This is a genomic window from Streptomyces sp. NPDC045899 (assembly GCF_056431485.1).
Genome location: NZ_JBWKKP010000025.1, coordinates 16,756 through 36,999 on the forward strand (window position 1 = coordinate 16,756; position 20,244 = coordinate 36,999).

The 20,244-nt window shown below is 70.5% G+C and carries 16 protein-coding genes; 12 read left to right on the top strand and 4 right to left on the bottom strand.

From position 1 onward, the window contains the following. Window positions 1-116: 116 nt before the first annotated feature. The 12 genes from uvrC (at window position 117) to pgi (ending at window position 15,646) form a co-directional block, all read left to right on the top strand. On the top strand, window positions 117-2,234 hold the full coding sequence (gene uvrC / locus AC07FT_RS29110) for an excinuclease ABC subunit UvrC (protein WP_479178926.1): 2,118 nt from the start codon (window positions 117-119) through the stop codon (window positions 2,232-2,234). A gap of 14 nt (window positions 2,235-2,248) precedes the next feature. Next, on the top strand, window positions 2,249-3,187 hold the full coding sequence (gene rapZ / locus AC07FT_RS29115) for an RNase adapter RapZ (protein ID WP_471202456.1): 939 nt from the start codon (window positions 2,249-2,251) through the stop codon (window positions 3,185-3,187). Next, window positions 3,184-4,203: a gluconeogenesis factor YvcK family protein gene (locus AC07FT_RS29120; protein ID WP_479178927.1), complete on the top strand. Its 1,020-nt coding sequence runs from the start codon at window positions 3,184-3,186 to the stop codon at window positions 4,201-4,203. The genes rapZ and AC07FT_RS29120 overlap by 4 nt, the downstream gene beginning before the upstream one ends. Then, window positions 4,194-5,183: a DNA-binding protein WhiA gene (gene whiA / locus AC07FT_RS29125; protein ID WP_176183588.1), complete on the top strand. Its 990-nt coding sequence runs from the start codon at window positions 4,194-4,196 to the stop codon at window positions 5,181-5,183. The genes AC07FT_RS29120 and whiA overlap by 10 nt, the downstream gene beginning before the upstream one ends. A 183-nt stretch (window positions 5,184-5,366) precedes the next feature. Beyond that, window positions 5,367-8,330, top strand: coding sequence for a M14 family metallopeptidase (locus AC07FT_RS29130; protein WP_479178928.1), 2,964 nt, complete (start codon window positions 5,367-5,369; stop codon window positions 8,328-8,330). A 172-nt stretch (window positions 8,331-8,502) separates the two neighbouring features. Then, on the top strand, window positions 8,503-9,507 hold the full coding sequence (gene gap / locus AC07FT_RS29135; protein WP_471202329.1) for a type I glyceraldehyde-3-phosphate dehydrogenase: 1,005 nt from the start codon (window positions 8,503-8,505) through the stop codon (window positions 9,505-9,507). An 84-nt stretch (window positions 9,508-9,591) separates the two neighbouring features. Then, a complete protein-coding gene (locus AC07FT_RS29140; RefSeq protein ID WP_471202327.1) occupies window positions 9,592-10,794 on the top strand; it encodes a phosphoglycerate kinase in 1,203 nt (400 codons plus the stop codon). A gap of 5 nt (window positions 10,795-10,799) precedes the next feature. Beyond that, the gene (tpiA, locus tag AC07FT_RS29145) at window positions 10,800-11,576 is read left to right on the top strand and encodes a triose-phosphate isomerase (protein ID WP_471202325.1); all 777 of its coding nucleotides are present in this window, start codon (window positions 10,800-10,802) and stop codon (window positions 11,574-11,576) included. Window positions 11,577-11,688: 112 nt separating this feature from the next. Then, window positions 11,689-11,916, top strand: a complete 228-nt coding sequence (gene secG, locus AC07FT_RS29150; protein WP_201874267.1) for a preprotein translocase subunit SecG — start codon at window positions 11,689-11,691, stop codon at window positions 11,914-11,916. Window positions 11,917-12,165: 249 nt separating this feature from the next. Continuing rightward, window positions 12,166-12,501: an RNA polymerase-binding protein RbpA gene (locus AC07FT_RS29155; protein WP_308358464.1), complete on the top strand. Its 336-nt coding sequence runs from the start codon at window positions 12,166-12,168 to the stop codon at window positions 12,499-12,501. 189 nt (window positions 12,502-12,690) lie between these two features. Continuing rightward, window positions 12,691-13,941, top strand: a complete 1,251-nt coding sequence (locus AC07FT_RS29160) for an MFS transporter (RefSeq protein WP_479178930.1) — start codon at window positions 12,691-12,693, stop codon at window positions 13,939-13,941. 52 nt (window positions 13,942-13,993) lie between these two features. Next, on the top strand, window positions 13,994-15,646 hold the full coding sequence (gene pgi / locus AC07FT_RS29165; protein ID WP_479179008.1) for a glucose-6-phosphate isomerase: 1,653 nt from the start codon (window positions 13,994-13,996) through the stop codon (window positions 15,644-15,646). A gap of 86 nt (window positions 15,647-15,732) precedes the next feature. Here the strand turns inward: pgi and pgl are convergent, their stop codons facing one another. Genes pgl through tal form a run of 4 tightly spaced genes read right to left on the bottom strand, consistent with a single transcriptional unit; the run spans window position 15,733 to window position 20,219 of the window. Further along, window positions 15,733-16,515, bottom strand: coding sequence for a 6-phosphogluconolactonase (pgl, locus tag AC07FT_RS29170; RefSeq protein ID WP_479178931.1), 783 nt, complete (start codon window positions 16,513-16,515; stop codon window positions 15,733-15,735). Next, complete coding sequence (gene opcA, locus AC07FT_RS29175; RefSeq protein WP_479178932.1) at window positions 16,512-17,573, bottom strand: glucose-6-phosphate dehydrogenase assembly protein OpcA; 1,062 nt, start codon at window positions 17,571-17,573, stop codon at window positions 16,512-16,514. Before opcA ends, pgl begins: the two co-directional genes overlap by 4 nt. Next, on the bottom strand, window positions 17,570-19,096 hold the full coding sequence (gene zwf / locus AC07FT_RS29180; RefSeq protein ID WP_471202316.1) for a glucose-6-phosphate dehydrogenase: 1,527 nt from the start codon (window positions 19,094-19,096) through the stop codon (window positions 17,570-17,572). The genes opcA and zwf overlap by 4 nt, the downstream gene beginning before the upstream one ends. Before the next feature lie 4 nt (window positions 19,097-19,100). Further along, window positions 19,101-20,219, bottom strand: coding sequence for a transaldolase (gene tal / locus AC07FT_RS29185; RefSeq protein ID WP_479178934.1), 1,119 nt, complete (start codon window positions 20,217-20,219; stop codon window positions 19,101-19,103). Window positions 20,220-20,244: the final 25 nt, after the last annotated feature.

A 20,244-nucleotide genomic window follows, 5' to 3' on the forward strand; every position in this document is an offset into this window, starting at 1 on the left:
TTCCACCGGCCGTACGCCCCGCGCTCGGGGTACGCCCCCGAGGCCGTGGCCGGTGCCCCCGGACCCACCGCCCGAGAGCGCCGGAACTGTCACTCCCCGCAAGTAGGGTGGTGACCATGGCCGACCCGAGCAGCTACCGCCCCAAGCCGGGACAGATCCCCGACTCGCCGGGGGTCTACAAGTTCCGCGATGAGCACGGCCGGGTGATCTACGTCGGAAAGGCGAAGAGCCTGCGCCAGCGGCTCTCCTCGTACTTCCAGGACCTCGCCAACCTCCATCCGCGCACCCGCTCCATGGTGACCACGGCCGCGGCGGTGGAGTGGACGGTGGTCTCCACCGAGGTCGAGGCGCTCCAGCTCGAGTATTCGTGGATCAAGGAGTTCGATCCCCGCTTCAACGTCAAATACCGTGACGACAAGAGCTATCCGTCCCTCGCGGTCACGCTCAACGAGGAGTTCCCCCGGGTCCAGGTCATGCGCGGGCCCAAGAAGAAGGGCGTGCGCTATTTCGGTCCGTACGCCCACGCCTGGGCCATCCGCGAGACCGTCGATCTGATGCTGCGGGTGTTCCCCGTCCGGACCTGCTCCGCAGGGGTGTTCAAGCGGTCGGCCCAGATCGGCCGCCCCTGTCTGCTGGGTTACATCGGCAAGTGCTCGGCCCCCTGCGTCGGCCGGGTCACCGCCGATGAGCACCGTGAACTGGCCGAGGAGTTCTGCGACTTCATGGCCGGGCGCACCGGCGCCTATCTGCGCCGCCTGGAGCAGCGGATGCACGAGGCGGCCGAGGACATGGAGTACGAGAAGGCCGCCCGGCTGCGGGACGACATAGGGGCGCTCAAGCGGGCCATGGAGAAGAACGCGGTGGTGCTCGCCGACGCCACCGACGCCGATCTGATAGCGGTGGCCGAGGACGAGCTGGAGGCGGCCGTCCAGATCTTCCATGTGCGCGGCGGCCGGGTGCGCGGTCAGCGCGGCTGGGTCACCGACAAGGTCGAGGCCGTGGACACCGCGGACCTCGTCGAGCACGCCCTGCAGCAGCTCTACGGCGAGGAGCGGGGTGACGCGGTGCCCAAGGAGGTGCTGGTGCCCGCGGTGCCGGACCCCGCCGAGCCGGTCGCCCAGTGGCTCAGCGAGCGCAGGGGCTCCCGGGTCGATCTGCGCATCCCGCAGCGCGGCGACAAGAAGGACCTGATGACCACCGTGCAGCGGAACGCCCAGCAGGCGCTGGCGCTGCACAAGACCAAGCGGGCCTCCGATCTGACCACCCGTTCGCGGGCGCTGGAGGAGATCGCGGGCGCCCTGGACCTGGACTCCGCGCCGCTGCGCATCGAATGCTTCGACATCTCCCACCTCCAGGGCGATGACGTGGTCGCGTCCATGGTGGTCTTCGAGGACGGACTCGCCCGGAAGAGTGAGTACCGCCGCTTCCAGATCAAGAGCTTCGCCGGACAGGACGACGTGCGCTCGATGCACGAGGTGGTCGGCCGCCGCTTCCGCCGCTACCTCCAGGAGAAGCAGCGCACGGGGGAGTGGGAGGGGGAGCCCCGCGAGGAGCCCGCCGCGGGGGAGCCCCCCGCCGACGGCCTCGCCGCCGGGGAGCCCCTGGCCGGCGGCCCGGCTCCCGAGGCCCCCGCCCTCGCCCCGGAGGACGCCGGGGAGTCCTCCGGCCCCCTCGACGACAGCGGCCGCCCCAAGCGGTTCGCCTACCCCCCGCAGCTCGTCGTGGTCGACGGCGGTCAGCCCCAGGTCGCCGCCGCCCAGCGGGCCCTGTCGGAGCTGGGCATCGACGATGTGGCCGTCTGCGGTCTCGCCAAGCGGCTGGAGGAGGTCTGGGTGCCGGGCGAGGACGACCCGGTGGTCCTGCCCCGCAGCAGCGAGGGGCTCTATCTGCTCCAGCGGATCCGTGACGAGGCCCACCGCTTCGCCATCACCTACCAGCGCAGCAAACGGGCCAAGTCCCTGCGGGCCGGTCCGCTGGACGCCGTACCGGGGCTCGGCGAGAGCCGCAAGCAGGCCCTGCTGAAGCACTTCGGGTCCCTCAAACGGCTGCGCGCCGCCACCATCGATCAGATCTGCGAGGTGCCCGGCGTGGGCCGCAAGACGGCGGAGACGGTCGCCGCCGCCCTCACCCGGGCGGCCCCGGCCGCCCCGGCGGTGAACACCGCCACAGGAGAGATCATTGAGGACGAGGCCGCGAACGCGGCGCCGTCAGCGAATCGGGGGACGGGATCATGACAGAGCGCGAGAGCATGACAGAGCACGAGAACCACGGAGACGGAGCGCAGGTGAAGACGGGCACGACGGGAGAGGGCGGCGCCGAGGCGACGGCCATCCCCGAGCTGGTGATCATCTCTGGAATGTCCGGTGCGGGCCGCAGCACCGCCGCCAAGTGTCTGGAGGACCTCGGCTGGTTCGTCGTGGACAACCTGCCGCCCGCCCTCATCCCGACCATGGTGGACCTCGGCGCCCGCTCCCAGGGCAATGTGGCCCGGATCGCCGTGGTGGTGGACGTCCGCGGCCGCCGCTTCTTCGACAACCTCCGGGAGTCCCTCGCGGACCTGGCCGCCAAGAACGTCAAGCGGCGTGTGCTGTTCCTGGAGGCGTCCGACGAGGCGCTGGTGCGCCGGTTCGAATCGGTGCGCCGTCCGCACCCCCTCCAGGGGGACGGCCGGATCGTGGACGGTATCGCCGCCGAGCGCGATCTGCTGCGTGAGCTGCGCGGGGACGCCGATCTGGTGATCGACACCTCCAGTCTCAACGTGCACGAGCTGCGCGCCAAGATGGACGCCCAGTTCGCGGGCGAGGAGGAGCCCGAGCTGCGGGCCACCGTGATGTCCTTCGGCTACAAGTACGGGCTGCCGGTCGACGCCGACCTGGTGGTGGACTGCCGCTTCCTGCCCAATCCGCACTGGGTCCCCGAGCTGCGCCCCTTCACCGGACTCAACGAGGAGGTCTCCGGCTATGTGTTCAACCAGCCGGGCGCCAAGGAGTTCCTCGACCGCTACGCCGAGCTGCTCCAGCTCATCGCCGCGGGCTACCGCCGCGAGGGCAAGCGCTATGTGACCATCGCCATCGGCTGCACCGGCGGCAAGCACCGCAGTGTGGCGATGTCCGAGCGGCTCGCCCCCCGGCTGGCCGCCGAGGGCGTCGAGACCGTGATCGTCCACCGTGACATGGGGCGCGAGTGACGATCCGAACCAAGCGGCTGCGACGGCTGGTCGGCGCCCGTACGACCCGGGGCGCCCAGCCCAAGGTCGTGGCGCTCGGCGGCGGGATGGGCCTGTCCGCGTCGCTCGCCGCGCTGCGCCGGATCACCGGGGACCTCACCGCGGTCGTCACCGTCGCCGACGACGGGGGCTCCAGCGGACGGCTCCGCGATGAGCTCGGCGTGCTGCCGCCCGGCGATCTGCGCAAGGCGCTGGCCGCGCTCTGCGGCGACGACGACTGGGGCCAGACCTGGGCCCGGGTGATCCAGCACCGCTTCATCAGCGAGGGCGAGCTGCATGACCACGCGGTCGGCAATCTGCTGATCGTCGCCCTCTGGGAGCAGCTCGGCGACCATGTGAAGGCGCTGGACCTGGTGGGCAAGCTGCTGGGCGCGCACGGCCGGGTGCTGCCGATGTCGGCCGTGCCGCTGGAGCTCCAGGCGTATGTGCGCGGCCATGATCCGGCGCGCCCGGAGGAGGTCTCCACGGTCGCGGGGCAGGCGACCGTGGCGCTCACCCCGGGCGAGGTCCAGTCGGTGCACCTGGTGCCGCACGACCCGCCCGCCGTGCCCGAGGCCGTCGAGGCGGTCATGGACGCCGACTGGGTGGTCCTGGGGCCCGGATCCTGGTTCTCCTCGGTCATCCCCCATCTGCTGGTACCGGACCTGCTCCAGGCGCTCACCGACACCAAGGCGCGCCGGGTGCTCTCGCTGAACCTCGCCCCCCAGCCGGGCGAAACCGATGGCTTCTCCCCGCAGCGTCATTTGGAGGTTTTGGCCCGACACGCCCCTAAACTCGCCTTCGACGTGGTGCTGGCCGACGAGGCCGCCGTTCCCGACCAGAGCAGTCTGTGCGACGCCGCGAAGCGGCTGGGCGGCACGGTCGAGCTTGCGCCGGTGGCCGCGACCGACGGTGCCCCGAAGCATGACCCGGAGCTTCTGGCGGCCGCGTACGACCGTATTTTTCGGATGCATGGAAGGATCGGCCCATGGCGATGACGGCAGCGGTGAAGGATGAAATCTCCCGGCTCCCCGTCACCCGGACCTGCTGCCGGAAAGCGGAGGTCTCCGCGATCCTGCGGTTCGCGGGCGGTCTGCACCTGGTCAGCGGGCGCATCGTGATCGAGGCGGAGCTGGACACGGGCATCGCCGCCCGCCGGGTCCGCAAGGACATCCTGGAGATCTTCGGCCACTCCTCCGATCTGGTGGTGATGGCCCCGGGGGGCTTGCGCCGCGGCAGCCGGTACGTGGTGCGGGTGGTGGCGGGCGGTGACCAGCTGGCCCGGCAGACCGGACTGGTCGACGGCCGCGGCCGGCCGATCCGCGGGCTGCCGCCGCAGGTCGTCTCCGGTGCCACCTGTGACGCCGAGGCCGCCTGGCGCGGGGCCTTCCTCGCCCACGGCTCGCTCACCGAACCGGGCCGCTCCTCCTCCCTGGAGGTGACCTGCCCCGGTCCGGAGGCCGCGCTGGCCCTGGTCGGCGCCGCCCGCCGGCTCCAGATCGCCGCGAAGGCCCGCGAGGTCCGCGGAGTGGACCGGGTCGTCGTCCGGGACGGTGACGCCATCGGCGCGCTGTTGACGCGGCTGGGGGCCCATGAGTCGGTGCTCGCCTGGGAGGAGCGGCGGATGCGCCGCGAGGTCCGGGCCACCGCCAACCGGCTGGCCAACTTCGACGACGCCAATCTGCGCCGCTCCGCCCGGGCCGCCGTCGCCGCCGGGGCCCGGGTGCAGCGCGCCCTGGAGATCCTCGGCGAGGAGGTGCCCGAGCACCTCGCCGCCGCCGGCCGGCTGCGTATGGAGCACAAGCAGGCGTCGCTGGAGGAGCTGGGCGCCCTCGCCGATCCGCCGCTGACCAAGGACGCGGTCGCGGGCCGTATCCGCAGGCTGCTGGCCATGGCCGACAAGCGCGCCCAGGACCTGGGCATCCCCGGCACCGAGTCGAGCCTGACCGATGAGATGGCCGAGGGCATGGTCGGCTGACGGAGGCTCAGCCCCCGTCACCCGGCCGTCATGACGGCCGCCCCCGGACCCTGAGCGGGCCCGGGGGAACGCTTCACCACCCCGTCGTCGAACCTTCATCCCCACTGTTGACATGGCCATGGGCCGACATCAGTCTTAGCGCCTGCGCAACCCATATGCGTCGGACGACAGCCAGGGGGGCTCATGCACAGACGCAAGGCGAGACCGATCAGATCGCTCGTCGCGGTGGCTTCATTGCTCCTGGGGGGACTTGCCGCGGCACCCGCCGCGCAGGCACGGCCCACCGCGGACGCCCCGGCCGACGGACTCTCCGTCTGGACGGCCGAGGTGAGCAAGGACCAGATCCCGCTGCTGCTGCGCTCCGGCGCGGACGGGCATGAACTCGGGCGCCAGGTCCCGGAGAAGGGCCGCGGGACGGTCGAGCTCTACCTCACCGGGAAACAGGCCGCGCAACTGCGCGGCAAGGGTGTGCGGCTCACCGAGAAGAAGGTGTCCGCCCAGGCCCGCGACCGTCTCAAGGCCGCGGGCGACGGGGTGTTCCGCCCCTACAGCGGCGCGGGCGGTCTGAAACAGGAGATCGTCGAGACCGGGCAGGCCCATCGCGGTCTCACCAAGGTCGTCAGCATCGGCAAGACCACCCAGGGCAAGGACATCCTCGCGCTCAAACTCACCAAGGGCGCGGCCACGTCCCGGGACGGCAGCAAGCCCTCGGTGCTGTACATGTCGAACCAGCACGCCCGGGAGTGGATCACGCCGGAGATGACCCGGCGGCTGATGCACTACTACCTCGACAACTACGGCAAGGACGACCGGGTCACCCGGATCGTGGACCGTACCGAACTGTGGTTCGTGCTCACCGCCAACCCGGACGGCTACGACTTCACCCACCAGAGCCCGGCCAACCGTCAGTGGCGCAAGAACCTGCACGACAACAACGGGGACGGGAAGATCACCCCCGGCGACGGTGTCGACCTCAACCGCAACTTCTCCTACAAGTGGGGCTACGACAACGAGGGTTCCTCGCCCGACCCCGCCGACGAGACCTTCCGCGGTTCCAGTCCCGCCTCCGAGCCCGAGACCAAGGCGCTGGACTCCTTCCAGAAGCGCATCGGCTTCGACTACGGCATCAACTACCACTCCGCCGCCGAACTGCTGCTCTACGGCGTCGGCTGGCAGGTCGCCACCCCGACCCCCGACGACGTCCTCTACAAGGCGCTCGCCGGAACCCCGGAGAACTCGGCGATCCCCGGCTACCACCCCCAGGTCTCCTCCGAGCTGTACACCACCAACGGTGAGGCCGACGGACACGCGGCCAACGTCAACGGGATGATGATGTTCACCCCGGAGATGTCGACCTGTCAGACGGCGTCCGGTGTGGACCCCGCCGACCCCTGGAAGCCCGGCGACTGCGCCTCCGTCTTCACCTTCCCGGACGACGAGAAGCTGATCCAGCAGGAGTTCGCCAAGAACGTCCCGTTCGCGCTCTCCGTCGCCGAGACCGCCGCCCACCCCGACCGGCCCTCCTCGTCCGTGGGCCTGGACGCGCCCGACTTCACCCCGGACGCCTTCACCACCTCCTATGCGCGCGGCGGCGACCAGGACGTCTCGGTCACCGTCCGCAAGAGCGTCCGCGACAAGCGGCTCCGCTACCGCGTGGACGGCGGCCGCACCCACACCGCGTCGCTCAAGCCCTGGAAGGGCGGTGAGACCTACGGTGGCGATGACAACATCATGTTCGACCAGTACCGCGCCACCGTGGAGGGCGCGGACACCGGTGAGAAGGTCGAGGTCTGGTTCACCGGCCGGACGAGGAGCGGCGAGCGGACCGCGAGCGAGCCGTTCACCTACACCGTCGCCCCCCGCCCCCGCGCCGACACCCTGGTGATCGCCGAAGAGGGCGGCAGCGACCCGGCGCGTCACACCGCCGCGTACACCAAGGCGCTCGCGGACAACGGCCGCAAGGCCGCCGTCTGGGACGTCGCCGCCAAGGGCGCGCCGTCGGCGCTCGGTGTGCTCGACCACTTCCGCACGGTGCTCTGGTACACCGGTGCCCAGCGCCCCGGCGGCCAGACCCTGCTGGCCGTACGCGACTTCCTCAACGAGGGCGGCAAGCTGATCACCACCGGTGAGCGCGCCGGCGGCAGCTCCGAGGTGGGCCCGGCCGACACCGACGACTTCAGTCAGTACTACCTGGGCGCCGACAGCCGCATCACCCTCAAGTCGCCCGGTGCGTACCAGGGCGGCGGCGCGCTCAAGGGCACCGCGGCCACCCTGACCGACGCCCCCGGCAATCCGCTGGACACCGCGGGCGGGTACACCGTCACCTCCGATGTGCTGCCGCCGAAGGACTTCCCGCGGTTCCGCAGCGCGGGCGGGGGTGAATACCCCGGTGCGCGCTCCCCGTACCAGCCGTACGAGGGGGAGTGGATGGCGGCGGCGGGCCACCACGACAACTCCTGGAAGCGGCTCACCCGCACCGTCGATCTGACCGGGGTGGGTGCGGCCGACAAGCCGGGGCTGACCTTCCGGCTCAGCCATGACACCGAGCCCGGCTACGACCATGTGATCGTCGAGGCGCACACCGCGGGCCAGGACGACTGGACCACGCTGCCCGACGCGGCCGGCGGCAGCTCCACCAAGGTGCCCACCGAGTGCGAGGCGGGCTTCCTGCTCAACCTCCACCCGTTCCTCAAGCACTATCTGACCCCCGGTGACAACGGGTGCCGGGCCACCGGCACCACCGGCGCCTGGAACAGCTTCACCGGCTCCTCCGAGGGCTGGTGGCCGGTCTCGCTCGACCTGAGCGGCTACGCGGGCAAGAAGGTCGAACTGGCGGTCTCCTACGTCACCGATCCGGGCACCGGCGGACGAAGCGCCTTCATCGACGGCACCGCGCTGGTCATCGGAGGCGCCACTCAGGACACCGAGGGGTTCGAGACGGCGCTCGGGCCCTGGTCCGCGGCCGGACCGCCGGACGGCAGCCCGGCCAGCCCGGCGGAGTGGACCCGGTCGCAGGAGCTCTTCCACACCTCCGCGGCGGTCACCACCAGGGACACCGTGCTGCTCGGCTTCGGCCTCGAGCACGTGTCCGGCGCGGCCCAGCGGGCGAAGCTCATCGGTGGCGCACTCCGCGCCCTGCGCCGTTGACAGACCGTGACGAATCGTGACTGAATCGGCGGCCCATACCACTTTTCGGTGGTCATGGGCCGCCGATGCCAATGTCACGTACGTCTCGTGATAGCGGTAGGGTCGGAGGCGGTCGGGGACAACCACACAAGCTCGCCGGGAAGCCCGGCAAACCTGACGAGGAGATCGGTTCGTGACGATCCGCGTAGGCATCAACGGCTTCGGTCGCATCGGCCGCAACTACTTCCGCGCACTTCTCGAGCAGGGCGCGGACATCGAAATCGTCGGTGTCAACGACCTGACCGACAACGCCACCCTGGTCCACTTGCTGAAGTACGACACCATCCTCGGGCGGCTGAAGCACGAGGTCAGCCACACCGAGGACACCATCACGGTGGGCAGCCAGACGTTCAAGACCATGGCCGAGCGTGACCCGGCCGCCCTCCCGTGGGGAGAGCTCGGTGCCGACATCGTCGTCGAGTCCACCGGCATCTTCACCAAGCGCGAGGACGCCGCCAAGCACCTCACCGCCGGCGCCAAGAAGGTTCTGATCTCCGCGCCCGCCAAGGGCGAGGACATCACCATCGTGATGGGCGTCAACCAGGACAAGTACGATCCCGCCAAGGACGACGTCATCTCCAACGCCTCGTGCACCACCAACTGTGTGGCGCCGATGGCCAAGGTCCTCGACGAGAACTTCGGCATCGTCAAGGGCATGATGACCACGGTCCACGCCTACACCAACGACCAGCGCATCCTGGACTTCCCGCACAAGGACCTGCGCCGCGCCCGCGCCGCCGCGGAGAACATCATTCCGACCTCCACCGGTGCCGCCAAGGCCACCGCGCTGGTCCTGCCGCAGCTCAAGGGCAAGCTGGACGGCATCGCGATGCGTGTCCCGGTCCCGACCGGCTCGGTCACCGACCTCGTCCTGGAGCTCGACCGCGAGGTCACCAAGGACGAGATCAACACCGCCTTCCAGAAGGCCGCCGAGGGACAGCTCAAGGGCGTCCTGGAGTACACCGAGGACCCGATCGTCTCCTCGGACATCGTCAACTGGCCGGCCTCGTGCACCTTCGACTCCTCGCTGACCATGGTCCAGGGCAAGCAGGTCAAGGTTGTCGGCTGGTACGACAACGAGTGGGGCTACTCCAACCGCCTGGTCGACCTGACTGTTTTCGTCGGCGGCAAGCTCTGACGCTGTCGCGATGAGCGAGGAAAGGGGCCCGCTACGACGCCGCCGTCGCAGCGGGCCCCTTCCACATGATCAAGGAGCCATTCTGTGAAGACGATTGACGATCTCCAGGTCGCCGGACAGCGGGTGTTCGTCCGCGCCGACCTGAACGTCCCGCTCGACGGCGAGACGATCACCGACGACGGCCGGATCCGGGCCGCCGTCCCGACGATCACCAAGCTCCTGGACCGGGGCGCCAAGGTCATCGTCGCCTCGCACCTCGGCCGCCCCAAGGGCGCGCCCGATCCGCAGTACTCGCTGGCCCCGGTGGCCCGGCGGCTCGGTGAACTGCTCGGCAAGCCGGTCGCCTTCGCGACCGACACCGTGGACGACAGCGCGCGCGCCACCGTCGGAGGGCTCGCCGACGGCCAGGTCGCGCTGCTGGAGAACCTGCGCTTCAACGCCGGTGAGACCAGCAAGGACGACACCGAGCGCGGCGCCTTCGCCGACCGGCTCGCCGAGCTGGCCGATCTCTACGTGGGCGACGGCTTCGGTGCGGTGCACCGCAAGCACGCCTCCGTCTACGACCTCCCGGCGCGGCTGCCGCACGCCGCGGGCGACCTGATCGCCGCCGAGCTGACCGTGCTGAAGAAGCTCACCGAGGACGTCAAGCGGCCGTACGCGGTGGTCCTCGGCGGTGCCAAGGTCTCCGACAAGCTGGGCGTGATCGACCACCTGCTGGAGAAGGCCGACCGCATCCTGATCGGCGGCGGTATGGCGTACACCTTCCTCAAGGCCCAGGGCCACGAGGTCGGCGGCTCGCTGCTCCAGGAGGACCAGGTCCCGGTGGTGCGCGAGTACCTGCGCCGCGCCGAGGAGCGCGGTGTGGAGTTCGTGCTCCCGGTCGACGTCCTGGCCGCCGCCGGGTTCCCCGACCTGAAGACGAAGGCCCCGGCCGACCCCGAGGTGCTGGCCGCCGACGCCATCCCGGCCGACCGGCAGGGCCTGGACATCGGCCCGGAGACCCGCAAGCTCTACGCGGCCAAGCTGGCCGACACCGCCACCGTCTTCTGGAACGGACCGATGGGTGTCTTCGAGCACCCCGACTACGCCGACGGCACCAGGGCCGTCGCCCAGGCCCTGCTCGACAGCCCCGCCTTCACCGTGGTCGGCGGCGGCGACTCGGCAGCGGCCGTCCGCATCCTGGGATTCGACGAATCCGCTTTCGGCCATATCTCGACCGGCGGCGGCGCAAGCCTCGAATACCTCGAGGGCAAGACTCTCCCCGGCCTCGCCGCACTGGAGGACTGAACACCGTGAGTGACCGTATTCCGCTGATGGCGGGCAACTGGAAGATGAACCTCAACCACCTTGAGGCCATCGCCCACGTCCAGAAGCTCGCCTTCGCCCTCGCCGACAAGGACTACGAGGCCGTCGAGGTCGCGGTCCTGCCGCCCTTCACCGACCTCCGCTCGGTGCAGACGCTGGTCGACGGCGACCGGCTGAAGATCAAGTACGGTGCCCAGGACGTGTCCGAGCACGATTCCGGCGCCTACACCGGTGAGATCTCCGGTGCCATGCTCGCCAAGCTGAACTGCGCTTTCGCCGTGGTGGGCCACTCCGAGCGGCGCCAGTACCACGACGAGTCCGACGAGATCTGCAACCGCAAGGTCAAGGCGGCCTTCCGGCACGGTCTCACCCCGATCCTCTGTGTCGGGGAGGGCCTGGAGATCCGCAAGGCGGGCAACCAGGTCGCGCACACCCTCGCGCAGATCGACGGCGGGCTCGCCGACATCCCGGCCGAGCAGGCCGAGACCATCGTGATCGCCTACGAGCCGGTCTGGGCGATCGGCACCGGCGAGGTGGCGACCCCCGAGGACGCCCAGGAGGTCTGCGGGGCCATCCGCGCCCGGCTGGCCGAGCTCTACAGCCAGGAGCTGGCCGACAAGGTCCGGATCCAGTACGGCGGCTCGGTGAAGTCCGGGAACGTCGCCGCGATCATGGCCCAGCCGGATGTGGACGGCGCCCTGGTCGGCGGTGCCGCGCTGGACGCCGAGGAATTCGTCAAGATCGTTCGTTTCCGCGACCAGTGAGTATGCCGTAGCGCACGGGTCGTCGTACCCTGTCGGGGGTCGTGGTGGTGCAATCGCGCCATCCGGCCCCCGACGTCCGTAACTGCCCGAGAGAGTTGGTCCAGCTGTGATCATGGGGTTCTCGATCGCCCTCATCATCTTCAGCCTTTTGATGATGATGCTGGTGCTCATGCACAAGGGGAAGGGCGGCGGCCTGTCCGACATGTTCGGTGGCGGTATGCAGTCCTCGGTGGGCGGCTCCTCGGTCGCCGAGCGCAACCTCGACCGGATCACCATCGTGGTCGGGCTGCTGTGGTTCGTCTGCATTGTCGTCCTCGGTCTCCTGATGAAGCTGGACTGAGGCTCGACCCGAGCTCGACCGGGGCCCGGAGGGGCCTTCGGCCATGGGTCGTCCAGCCGTCGACGGGCATCCGATAACTGACGTTCCGTCCGTCAGCGGGCCGGTGGCGGCTTATCATGAGGGTGGCGTCCTGGGTGGCGGGTGTAACTCCTCTCACTGGACGCGCGTTGGGCCTTACGTAGACTGGGGCGCCGGGCGGCGAATCGGCCATCGATGCTTCGCGGCACCATCACGCAGGGAGTTACGACCGTGGCAAGTGGCAACGCGATCCGTGGAAGTCGGGTCGGAGCGGGGCCGATGGGAGAAGCCGAGCGAGGCGAATCGGCTCCGCGCCTGCGCATCTCCTTCTGGTGCTCGAACGGGCACGAGACTCAGCCGAGCTTCGCCAGCGACGCGCAGGTCCCGGAGACCTGGGACTGCCCGCGGTGCGGCTTCCCCGCAGGCAAGGACCGGGACAACCCGCCGGACCCGCCGCGCACCGAGCCGTACAAGACGCATCTGGCGTACGTACGGGAGCGGCGCAGCGACGCCGACGGCGAGGCCATCCTCGCCGAGGCGCTGGCCAAGCTCCGGGGCGAGATCTAGGCGGCACACCGAACCGAGCAGCGCGTACGACGGCCCGGCCGGGCACCCTCCGAGGGGGTGCGCGGCCGGGCCGTTGTCCATAGGTCCGGATGTCCGGGTCGGAGCCGTTGTCGGTGGCCGGGGCTACGGTCGTGGGGTGCTGATTCACGGGGGTGTGGCCTGGGCGCCGGCCATGGGGGAGGAGCGCCGATGAGCGCGCTGGAGGCCGGGGAGCGCGAGGGGGAGCGGGGCGCCGGGAAACCGGCGGCGCCCGCCTGGCGCGGGGGGTTCGGGCGGCTGTGGACGGCCGCCGTGGTCTCCCGCTTCGGGGACGCGCTGCGCGGGGCCGCGCTGCCGCTGCTGGCGGTCTCCCTGACCGACTCACCGGTGCTGGTGTCCCTGGTGAGCGCCTGCGGTTTCCTGCCCTGGCTGCTGTTCGGGCTGATCGGCGGGGCCATCGCGGACCGGGTCGACCAGCGACGGGCGATGTGGGCGGTGGACGTTGTCCGGGCGGCCCTGATGGCGGGGTTCGCCGTGGCCGTCTGGCAGGGCCACGCCACGATCGGGCTGCTGCTCGCCCTCGGCTTCGCCCTGACCACCCTCCAGACCCTCTTCGACAACGCCGCCACCGCGCTGCTGCCGTCGGTGGTGGGCCAGGAGGCGCTGGGCCGGGCCAACGCCCGGCTGATGACCGGGCAGGAGGTGATGGGCCGGTTCGTGGGCGCCCCGCTGCTCCCGGTGCTGCTGGGGCTCGGCGCCGCGGTGCCGTTCTGGGCGGACGCGGCCACCTATCTGCTGGCCGCCCTCCTGGTCGCCTCGCTCGGCGTGACGGCCCCCGAGCGCGCCCCGCGCCCGGCGGGCCGCACCCTGCGCCAGGACATCGCCGAGGGCATCCGGCTGCTGTGGCGGGACCGGGCGCTGACATCGCTGTGCGGCTGCACCATGCTGGTCAACATCGGTATCGGCGGGCTCATCGCCACCCTGGTGCTGATCGTCACCGGCTGGCTGGGCGCGGGGACCACCGGCTACGCCGTGGTGGTGACCGTCTACGGGATCGGCAGTGTCACCGGCGGGCTGGTGGCCGGGTGGCTCACCGACCGGCTGGGCCGGGTCCGTTCCCTGCTGGTCTGCGGGATGGCGCAGCTCGCCGCCCTGGTCGCGCTGGGCACGGTCCGCAGTCTGCCGGTGGCCGTCGCCGCCATGGGCCTGTTCGGCTTCTCCGGAATGGTCTGGAACGTCACCGAGGTGACGATGATGCAGCAGCGCAGCCCGGCGGAGATGCTGGGCCGGGTGAGCGCCGCGTTCCGCACCCTGACCATCGCCGGGGCCCCGCTCGGTGCCCTGCTCGGCGGGGTGATCGCCGCGGCCTGGGGGCTGAACGCCCCGGCGCTGGCGGCCGCCGCGCTGTTCGCCTGCGGTCTGGTGGCCCTCGTTCCGGGATTGCGCTCCGGCATCAATTAGGTTGGTGGCCAACGGGGGCCAGGCACCGACGAGAAGTGGGCTGATGTCCGAGATGAACGCAGTAGGCCGCAGCAGGCTCGACCAGCTGCCCGAGTGGCAGGCGCTGGTCGCACACCGCAAGGAGCTGGGTGACGCGCAGCTGCGCGAGCTGTTCGCAGGCGACCCCGAGCGGGGGCGCAGGCTCACCCTCCAGGTCGGCGATCTCCATCTGGACTACTCCAAGCACCTGGTCACCGATGAGACGCTGCGGCTGCTGCGCGAACTGGCCCGCGCCACCCAGGTGGCCGAGCTGCGCGACGCGATGTTCCGCGGCCAGAAGATCAACACCACCGAGAACCGGGCGGTGCTGCACACCGCGCTGCGGGCACCCCGCTCCGCCGTCATCTCGGTGGACGGCAAGGATGTCGTCCCGGATGTGCACGCGGTGCTCGCCAAGATGGCCGTCTTCACCGACCGGGTCCGCTCCGGTGACTGGACCGGCCACACCGGCAAGCGCATCAGGAACGTCGTCAACATCGGTATCGGCGGCTCGGATCTGGGCCCGGCCATGGCGTTCGAGGCGCTGCGCGCCTACACCGACCGCTCGCTGACGTTCCGCTTCGTCTCCAACGTGGACGGCGCCGACCTCCATGAGGCGGTGCGTGATCTGGACCCGGCCGAGACGCTGTTCATCGTCGCATCCAAGACGTTCACCACCATCGAGACCATCACCAACGCCACGTCCGCCCGCGCGTGGCTGCTGGACGGTCTGGGCGCCGGTCCCGAGGCCGTCGCCAAGCACTTCGTGGCGCTGTCGACCAACGCGGAGAAGGTCTCCGCGTTCGGTATCGACACGGCCAACATGTTCGAGTTCTGGGACTGGGTCGGCGGGCGCTACTCCTACCCCTCGGCGATCGGCCTCTCCCTGATGATCGCCATCGGCCCGGACCACTTCCGCGAGATGCTCGCCGGATTCCACCTGGTCGACGAGCACTTCACCTCGGCCCCGCCGGAGGAGAACGCACCGCTGCTGATGGGCCTGCTGGGCATCTGGTACGACAACTTCCACGACGCCCAGTCGCATGCCGTCCTGCCCTACAGCCACTACCTGTCCAAGTTCACCGCCTACCTCCAGCAGCTGGACATGGAGTCCAACGGCAAGTCGGTGGACCGCGAGGGCGAGCCGGTCGGCTGGCAGACCGGTCCGGTGGTCTGGGGCACCCCCGGTACCAACGGACAGCACGCCTACTACCAATTGCTCCACCAGGGCACCAAGCTGATCCCCGCCGATCTGATCGGCTTCGCCCGGCCGGTGGAGGACCTGGAGCCCGGTCTGGTCGCCCAGCACGACCTGCTGATGGCCAACCTCTTCGCCCAGGGCCAGGCGCTGGCCTTCGGCAAGACCCCGGAGGAGGTCGCCGCGGAGGGAGTGCCCGCGGAGCTGGTGCCGCACAAGACCTTCCGCGGCAACCGCCCCACCACCACGATCCTGGCCTCCGAGCTGACCCCCTCGGTGCTCGGCCAGCTCGTCGCCCTCTACGAGCACAAGGTGTTCGTCCAGGGCGCCGTGTGGAACATCGACTCCTTCGACCAGTGGGGCGTGGAGCTCGGCAAGGTGCTCGCCAAGCGGGTCGAGCCCGCCCTCACCGAGGGCGCGAAGGTCGATGGGCTCGACACCTCCACCGAGCAGCTCGTCGCCACCTACCGGGCGCTGCGCGGCCGTTGAGCCCCCGGGCCCGCCCCTGAGAGACAGTGATCCCCCGTGCGCCCGGCGCACGGGGGATCGCTGGTGGAAGCGTCGGATGACGCGTGCTACGGCGAGGCCGGGGGATACAGCTCGCGCGGCAGCCCGGCCGCCGCGGCCCGGTCCAGCAGCCACAGCGTGCGGCTGCGGCCGTACGCACCCGCCGCCGGGGCCTGGAGCTCCCCGGCGCCCGAGAGCGCGATGGTGACCGCCTTCGCCTTGTCCTCACCGGCCGCCAGCAGCCACACCTCCCGTGCCGCGCGGATCGCGGGCAGGGTCAGCGTGATCCGGGTGGGCGGCGGCTTGGGCGCGCCACGCACCCCGACCACCGTCCGCTCGGTCTCCCGCACGGCGGGCAGCTCGGGGAAGAGCGAGGCCACATGGGTGTCGGGGCCGACACCCAGCAGCAGGACGTCGAAGGACGGCACCGCGCCGTGGTTCTCCGGCCGCGCGGACCGGCCCAGTTCGCCGGCGTACGCCTCGGCCGCCGCGTCCACATCGCCGCCGTGCGGACCGTCGGACGGGGGCATGGCGTGCACCCGTGCCGGGTCCACCGGCACCGTGTCCAGCAGTGCGTCCCGGGCCTGGGTGACATTGCGGTCCGGATGGCCTTCCGGCAGGAAGCGCTCATCGCCCCACCACAGGTCCAGCCGGGACCAGTCCACCGCGTCGCGCGCGGGGGAGGAGGCGAGCGCGGTCAGCAGGCCGTTGCCGTTGCGGCCGCCGGTGAGGACCACCGACGCGGAGCCGCGGGCGGCCTGGGCGTCCACGATCTTCGTGAGCAGCCGGGCCGCCGCGGCCTGGGCCATCAGCTCCTTGTCGCGGTGGACGACGACCTGCGGAGCCGTCATGCGTCCGCCGCCTTGCCCTCGGTCCTGCCCTCGGCCTTGTGCTTCGGCGGCGCCGGAACCGGACGGGCCTGGCCGTTGCCATTGCCGTCTGCCGGGCCGGGCCTGGCCGCCGACGCATGGGTCGCGGTGGCGGCCTTGCCCAGCTTGCTCACTCCGTACTTCACCGCCGAGGCGTACATCTCGTCCGGGTCCAGTCGGCGCAGCTCCTCGGCGATCAGCTCCGACATCTCCCGCCGCTGGAGCGCCACATGACGGTCCGGCTGCCCCGGCATCGCCAGCTCGGCCAGCGAACCGTTGGCCCGGTCCAGGCAGATCACCCCGTCGGCGGTCTCCAGCCGGACCGCGGTCAGCCCGGGGCCGTCCGAGACCTGGCGGTCCACCGGCACCCGCAGCCGCTCGGCGAGCCACAGCGCGAGCAGTTCACTGCTCGGGTTGTACGCCTCGCCCTCCACGGTCGCGGAGGTGATCGGGGAGTGCTTCTGGTCCAGCGCGGCCGCGAGCACACTGCGCCACGGGGTGATCCGCGTCCAGGCCAGATCGGTGTCGCCCGGTGTGTAGGTCTCGGCCCGCATCCCGAGCGTGGCGACCGGGTCCTCGGTGGCCTGGGCGTCGGTGATCCGGCGCTGTGCGAGCTGGCCGAGCAGGTCCTCGCTGGGGTTCTCCGGGGCGTCCTCGGGCCACCACACCACCACCGGGGCGTCCGGCAGCAGCAGCGGCAGCACCACCGAATGGGCGTGGTTGGCCAGTTCGCCGTGGAGCCGCAGCAACACCGTCTCACCGGTGCCGGTCTCCCCGCCGATCCGCACCTCGGCGTCCAGCCGGGCCATCTTGCGGTCCCGGGGCGAACGCCCCGGGCGCTTGATGACGACCAGGTTGCGCGACGGATGCTCCTTGGACGCCTCGCTGGCCGCCTTGAGGGCGTCGTAGTGATTGCCCTCGTCGGTCACGATGACCAGGGTCAGCACCATGCCCGTGGCGGGGGTGCCGGCGGACCGGCGCGCCTGGACCAGGGCGGAGTTGATCCGGGCGGACGTGGTGTCCGTGAGATCGATGTTCATGGCCGCCGCCAGCTCCGTCCGTCTCGTGCGAGCATCTCGTCCGCGGCCTTCGGACCCCAGGTCCCGGCCGTGTACTGCTCGGGCTTGCCGTGCTTGTCCCAGTACGCCTCGATCGGGTCGAGGATCCGCCAGGACTGCTCCACCTCCTGGTGACGGGGGAAGAGATTGGCGTCGCCGAGCAGCACATCGAGCAGCAGCCGCTCGTACGCCTCGGGGCTGGATTCGGTGAAGGACTCGCCGTAGGCGAAGTCCATCGTCACGTCCCGGATCTCCATGGAGGTGCCGGGCACCTTGGAGCCGAACCTGATGGTGATGCCCTCATCCGGCTGCACCCGGATGACCAGGGCGTTCTGCCCCAGTTCCTGGGTGTCGGTGGTGCCGAACGGGGAGTGCGGGGCGCGCTGGAAGACCACGGCGATCTCGGTGACCCGCCGCCCCAGCCGCTTGCCGGTGCGCAGGTAGAAGGGGACGCCCGCCCAGCGGCGGTTGTCGATCTCCAGCTTGATCGCGGCGAAGGTGTCGGTCTTGGAGTGCGGGTCGATGCCCTCCTCCTCCAGGTAGCCGAGCACCTCCTCGCCGCCCTGCCAGCCGTGCGCGTACTGGCCGCGCACGGTGTGCTTGCCCAGCTCCCGGGGGAGCTTGACGGCCCTGAGCGCCTTGAGCTTCTCGGTGACCAGCGCGTCCGCCTCGAAGGAGGCGGGCTCCTCCATGGCGGTCAGGGCGAGCAGCTGGAGCAGGTGGTTCTGGATGACGTCACGGGCGGAGCCGATGCCGTCGTAGTAGCCCGCGCGGCCGCCGATACCGATGTCCTCGGCCATGGTGATCTGGACGTGGTCCACATAGCTGCGGTTCCAGATCGGCTCGAACATCGTGTTGGCGAAGCGCAGCGCCAGGATGTTCTGGACCGTCTCCTTGCCCAGGTAGTGGTCGATCCGGAAGACGTCGCTGGGCCGGAAGACCTCGTGGACGACCTGGTTGAGCTCCTGTGCGCTCTGCAGGTCGTGCCCGAAGGGCTTCTCGATGACCGCGCGGCGCCAGGAGTCGCCCTGTCCGTTGGACAGCCCGTGCTTCTTGAGCTGCTGCGCCACGGTGGGGAAGAACTTCGGCGGTACGGACAGGTAGAACGCGAAGTTGCCACCGGTACCGCGGGCCTTGTCCAGCTCCTCTATGGTCGACCGCAGCGTCTTGAACGCCTCGTCGTCGGAGAAGTCGCCGGGCACGAAGCGGAAGCCTTCGGCGAGCTGCTGCCAGACCTCCTCGCGGAACGGGGTCCGCGCATGCTCCTTGACGGCGTCATGGACGACCTGCGCGAAGTCCTCGTGCTCCCAGTCGCGGCGGGCGAAGCCGACGAGCGAGAAGCCCGGCGGCAGCAGTCCTCGATTGGCCAGGTCGTACACGGCCGGCATCAGCTTTTTCCGGGACAAATCGCCCGTGACGCCGAAGATGACCAGGCCGGACGGCCCCGCGATACGCGGGAGCCGCCGGTCCCTCGGGTCACGCAGCGGATTGCTGCTGGTGGTCAAGGTGTCACGCCTCCGACGGTGCGAGACGGTTGAGCTCCGTCTCCGTGGACTTCAGCAGGTCGTTCCAGGACGCCTCGAACTTCTCGACGCCCTCGTCCTCCAGGAGCTGTACGACCTCGTCGTACGAGATCCCGATCCCGGCCAGCGCCTCGATGTCGGCCTTGGCCTGCTCGTAGGTGCCGCGCACGGTGTCACCGGTGATCTGACCGTGGTCGGCCACCGCGTCCAGCGTGGCCTCCGGCATGGTGTTCACCGTGCCGGGGGCGACCAGCTCGTCCACGTACAGGGTGTCCTTGTACGCCGGGTCCTTGACGCCGGTCGAGGCCCACAGCGGACGCTGCTTGTTGGCGCTCGCCCGGTCCAGGGCGGCCCAGCGGTCGGAGCTGAAGACCTCCTCGAACGCCTCGTAGGCGAGGCGGGCGTTGGCCAGGGCGGCCTTGCCGCGCAGCGCCTTGGCCTCGTCGGTGCCCAGCTTGTCGATCCGCTTGTCGATCTCGGTGTCCACGCGGGAGACGAAGAAGGACGCGACCGAGTGGATCTTGGACAGGTCGAGACCCGCGGCCTTGGCCTTCTCCAGCCCGGCCAGGAACGCGTCCATGACCGCGCGGTAGCGCTCCAGGGAGAAGATCAGCGTGACATTGACGCTGATGCCGAGACCGATCACCTCGGTGATCGCCGGGAGCCCCGCCCTGGTGGCCGGGATCTTGATGAAGGTGTTGGGCCGGTCCACCAGCCACGCCAGCTGCTTGGCCTCGGCGATGGTGGCCGCCGTGTTGTGCGCCAGCCGCGGGTCGACCTCGATGGAGACCCGGCCGTCCTGGCCACCGGTGGCGTCGTACACCGGGCGCAGGATGTCGGCGGCGTCCCGGACGTCCGCCGTGGTGATCATGCGGACCGCTTCCTCGACGGTGACCTTGCGGGCCGCGAGATCGGCGACCTGCTGCTCGTAGCCGTCGCCGCCGGAGATCGCCTTCTGGAAGATCGACGGGTTGGTGGTGACACCGACGACATGCTGCTGGTCGATCAGTTCGGCCAGGTTGCCGGACGTGATCCGCTTGCGCGAGAGGTCGTCGAGCCAGATCGCGACGCCTTCGTCGGCCAGCCGCTTGAGTGCGTCTGTCATGAGTTATGTCTCCTACTCGTCGCTA

What these genes read in the sequence shown, in the direction of transcription:
- uvrC (WP_479178926.1), top strand. Translation starts at nt 117, where the DNA reads ATGGCCGACCCGAGCAGCTACCGCCCCAAGCCGGGACAGATCCCCGAC.
- rapZ (WP_471202456.1), top strand. Translation starts at nt 2,249, where the DNA reads ATGACAGAGCACGAGAACCACGGAGACGGAGCGCAGGTGAAGACGGGC.
- whiA (WP_176183588.1), top strand. Translation starts at nt 4,194, where the DNA reads ATGGCGATGACGGCAGCGGTGAAGGATGAAATCTCCCGGCTCCCCGTC.
- AC07FT_RS29130 (WP_479178928.1), top strand. Translation starts at nt 5,367, where the DNA reads ATGCACAGACGCAAGGCGAGACCGATCAGATCGCTCGTCGCGGTGGCT.
- secG (WP_201874267.1), top strand. Translation starts at nt 11,689, where the DNA reads ATGGGGTTCTCGATCGCCCTCATCATCTTCAGCCTTTTGATGATGATG.
- AC07FT_RS29160 (WP_479178930.1), top strand. Translation starts at nt 12,691, where the DNA reads ATGAGCGCGCTGGAGGCCGGGGAGCGCGAGGGGGAGCGGGGCGCCGGG.
- pgi (WP_479179008.1), top strand. Translation starts at nt 13,994, where the DNA reads ATGAACGCAGTAGGCCGCAGCAGGCTCGACCAGCTGCCCGAGTGGCAG.
- pgl (WP_479178931.1), bottom strand. Translation starts at nt 16,515, where the DNA reads ATGACGGCTCCGCAGGTCGTCGTCCACCGCGACAAGGAGCTGATGGCC.
- opcA (WP_479178932.1), bottom strand. Translation starts at nt 17,573, where the DNA reads ATGAACATCGATCTCACGGACACCACGTCCGCCCGGATCAACTCCGCC.
- tal (WP_479178934.1), bottom strand. Translation starts at nt 20,219, where the DNA reads ATGACAGACGCACTCAAGCGGCTGGCCGACGAAGGCGTCGCGATCTGG.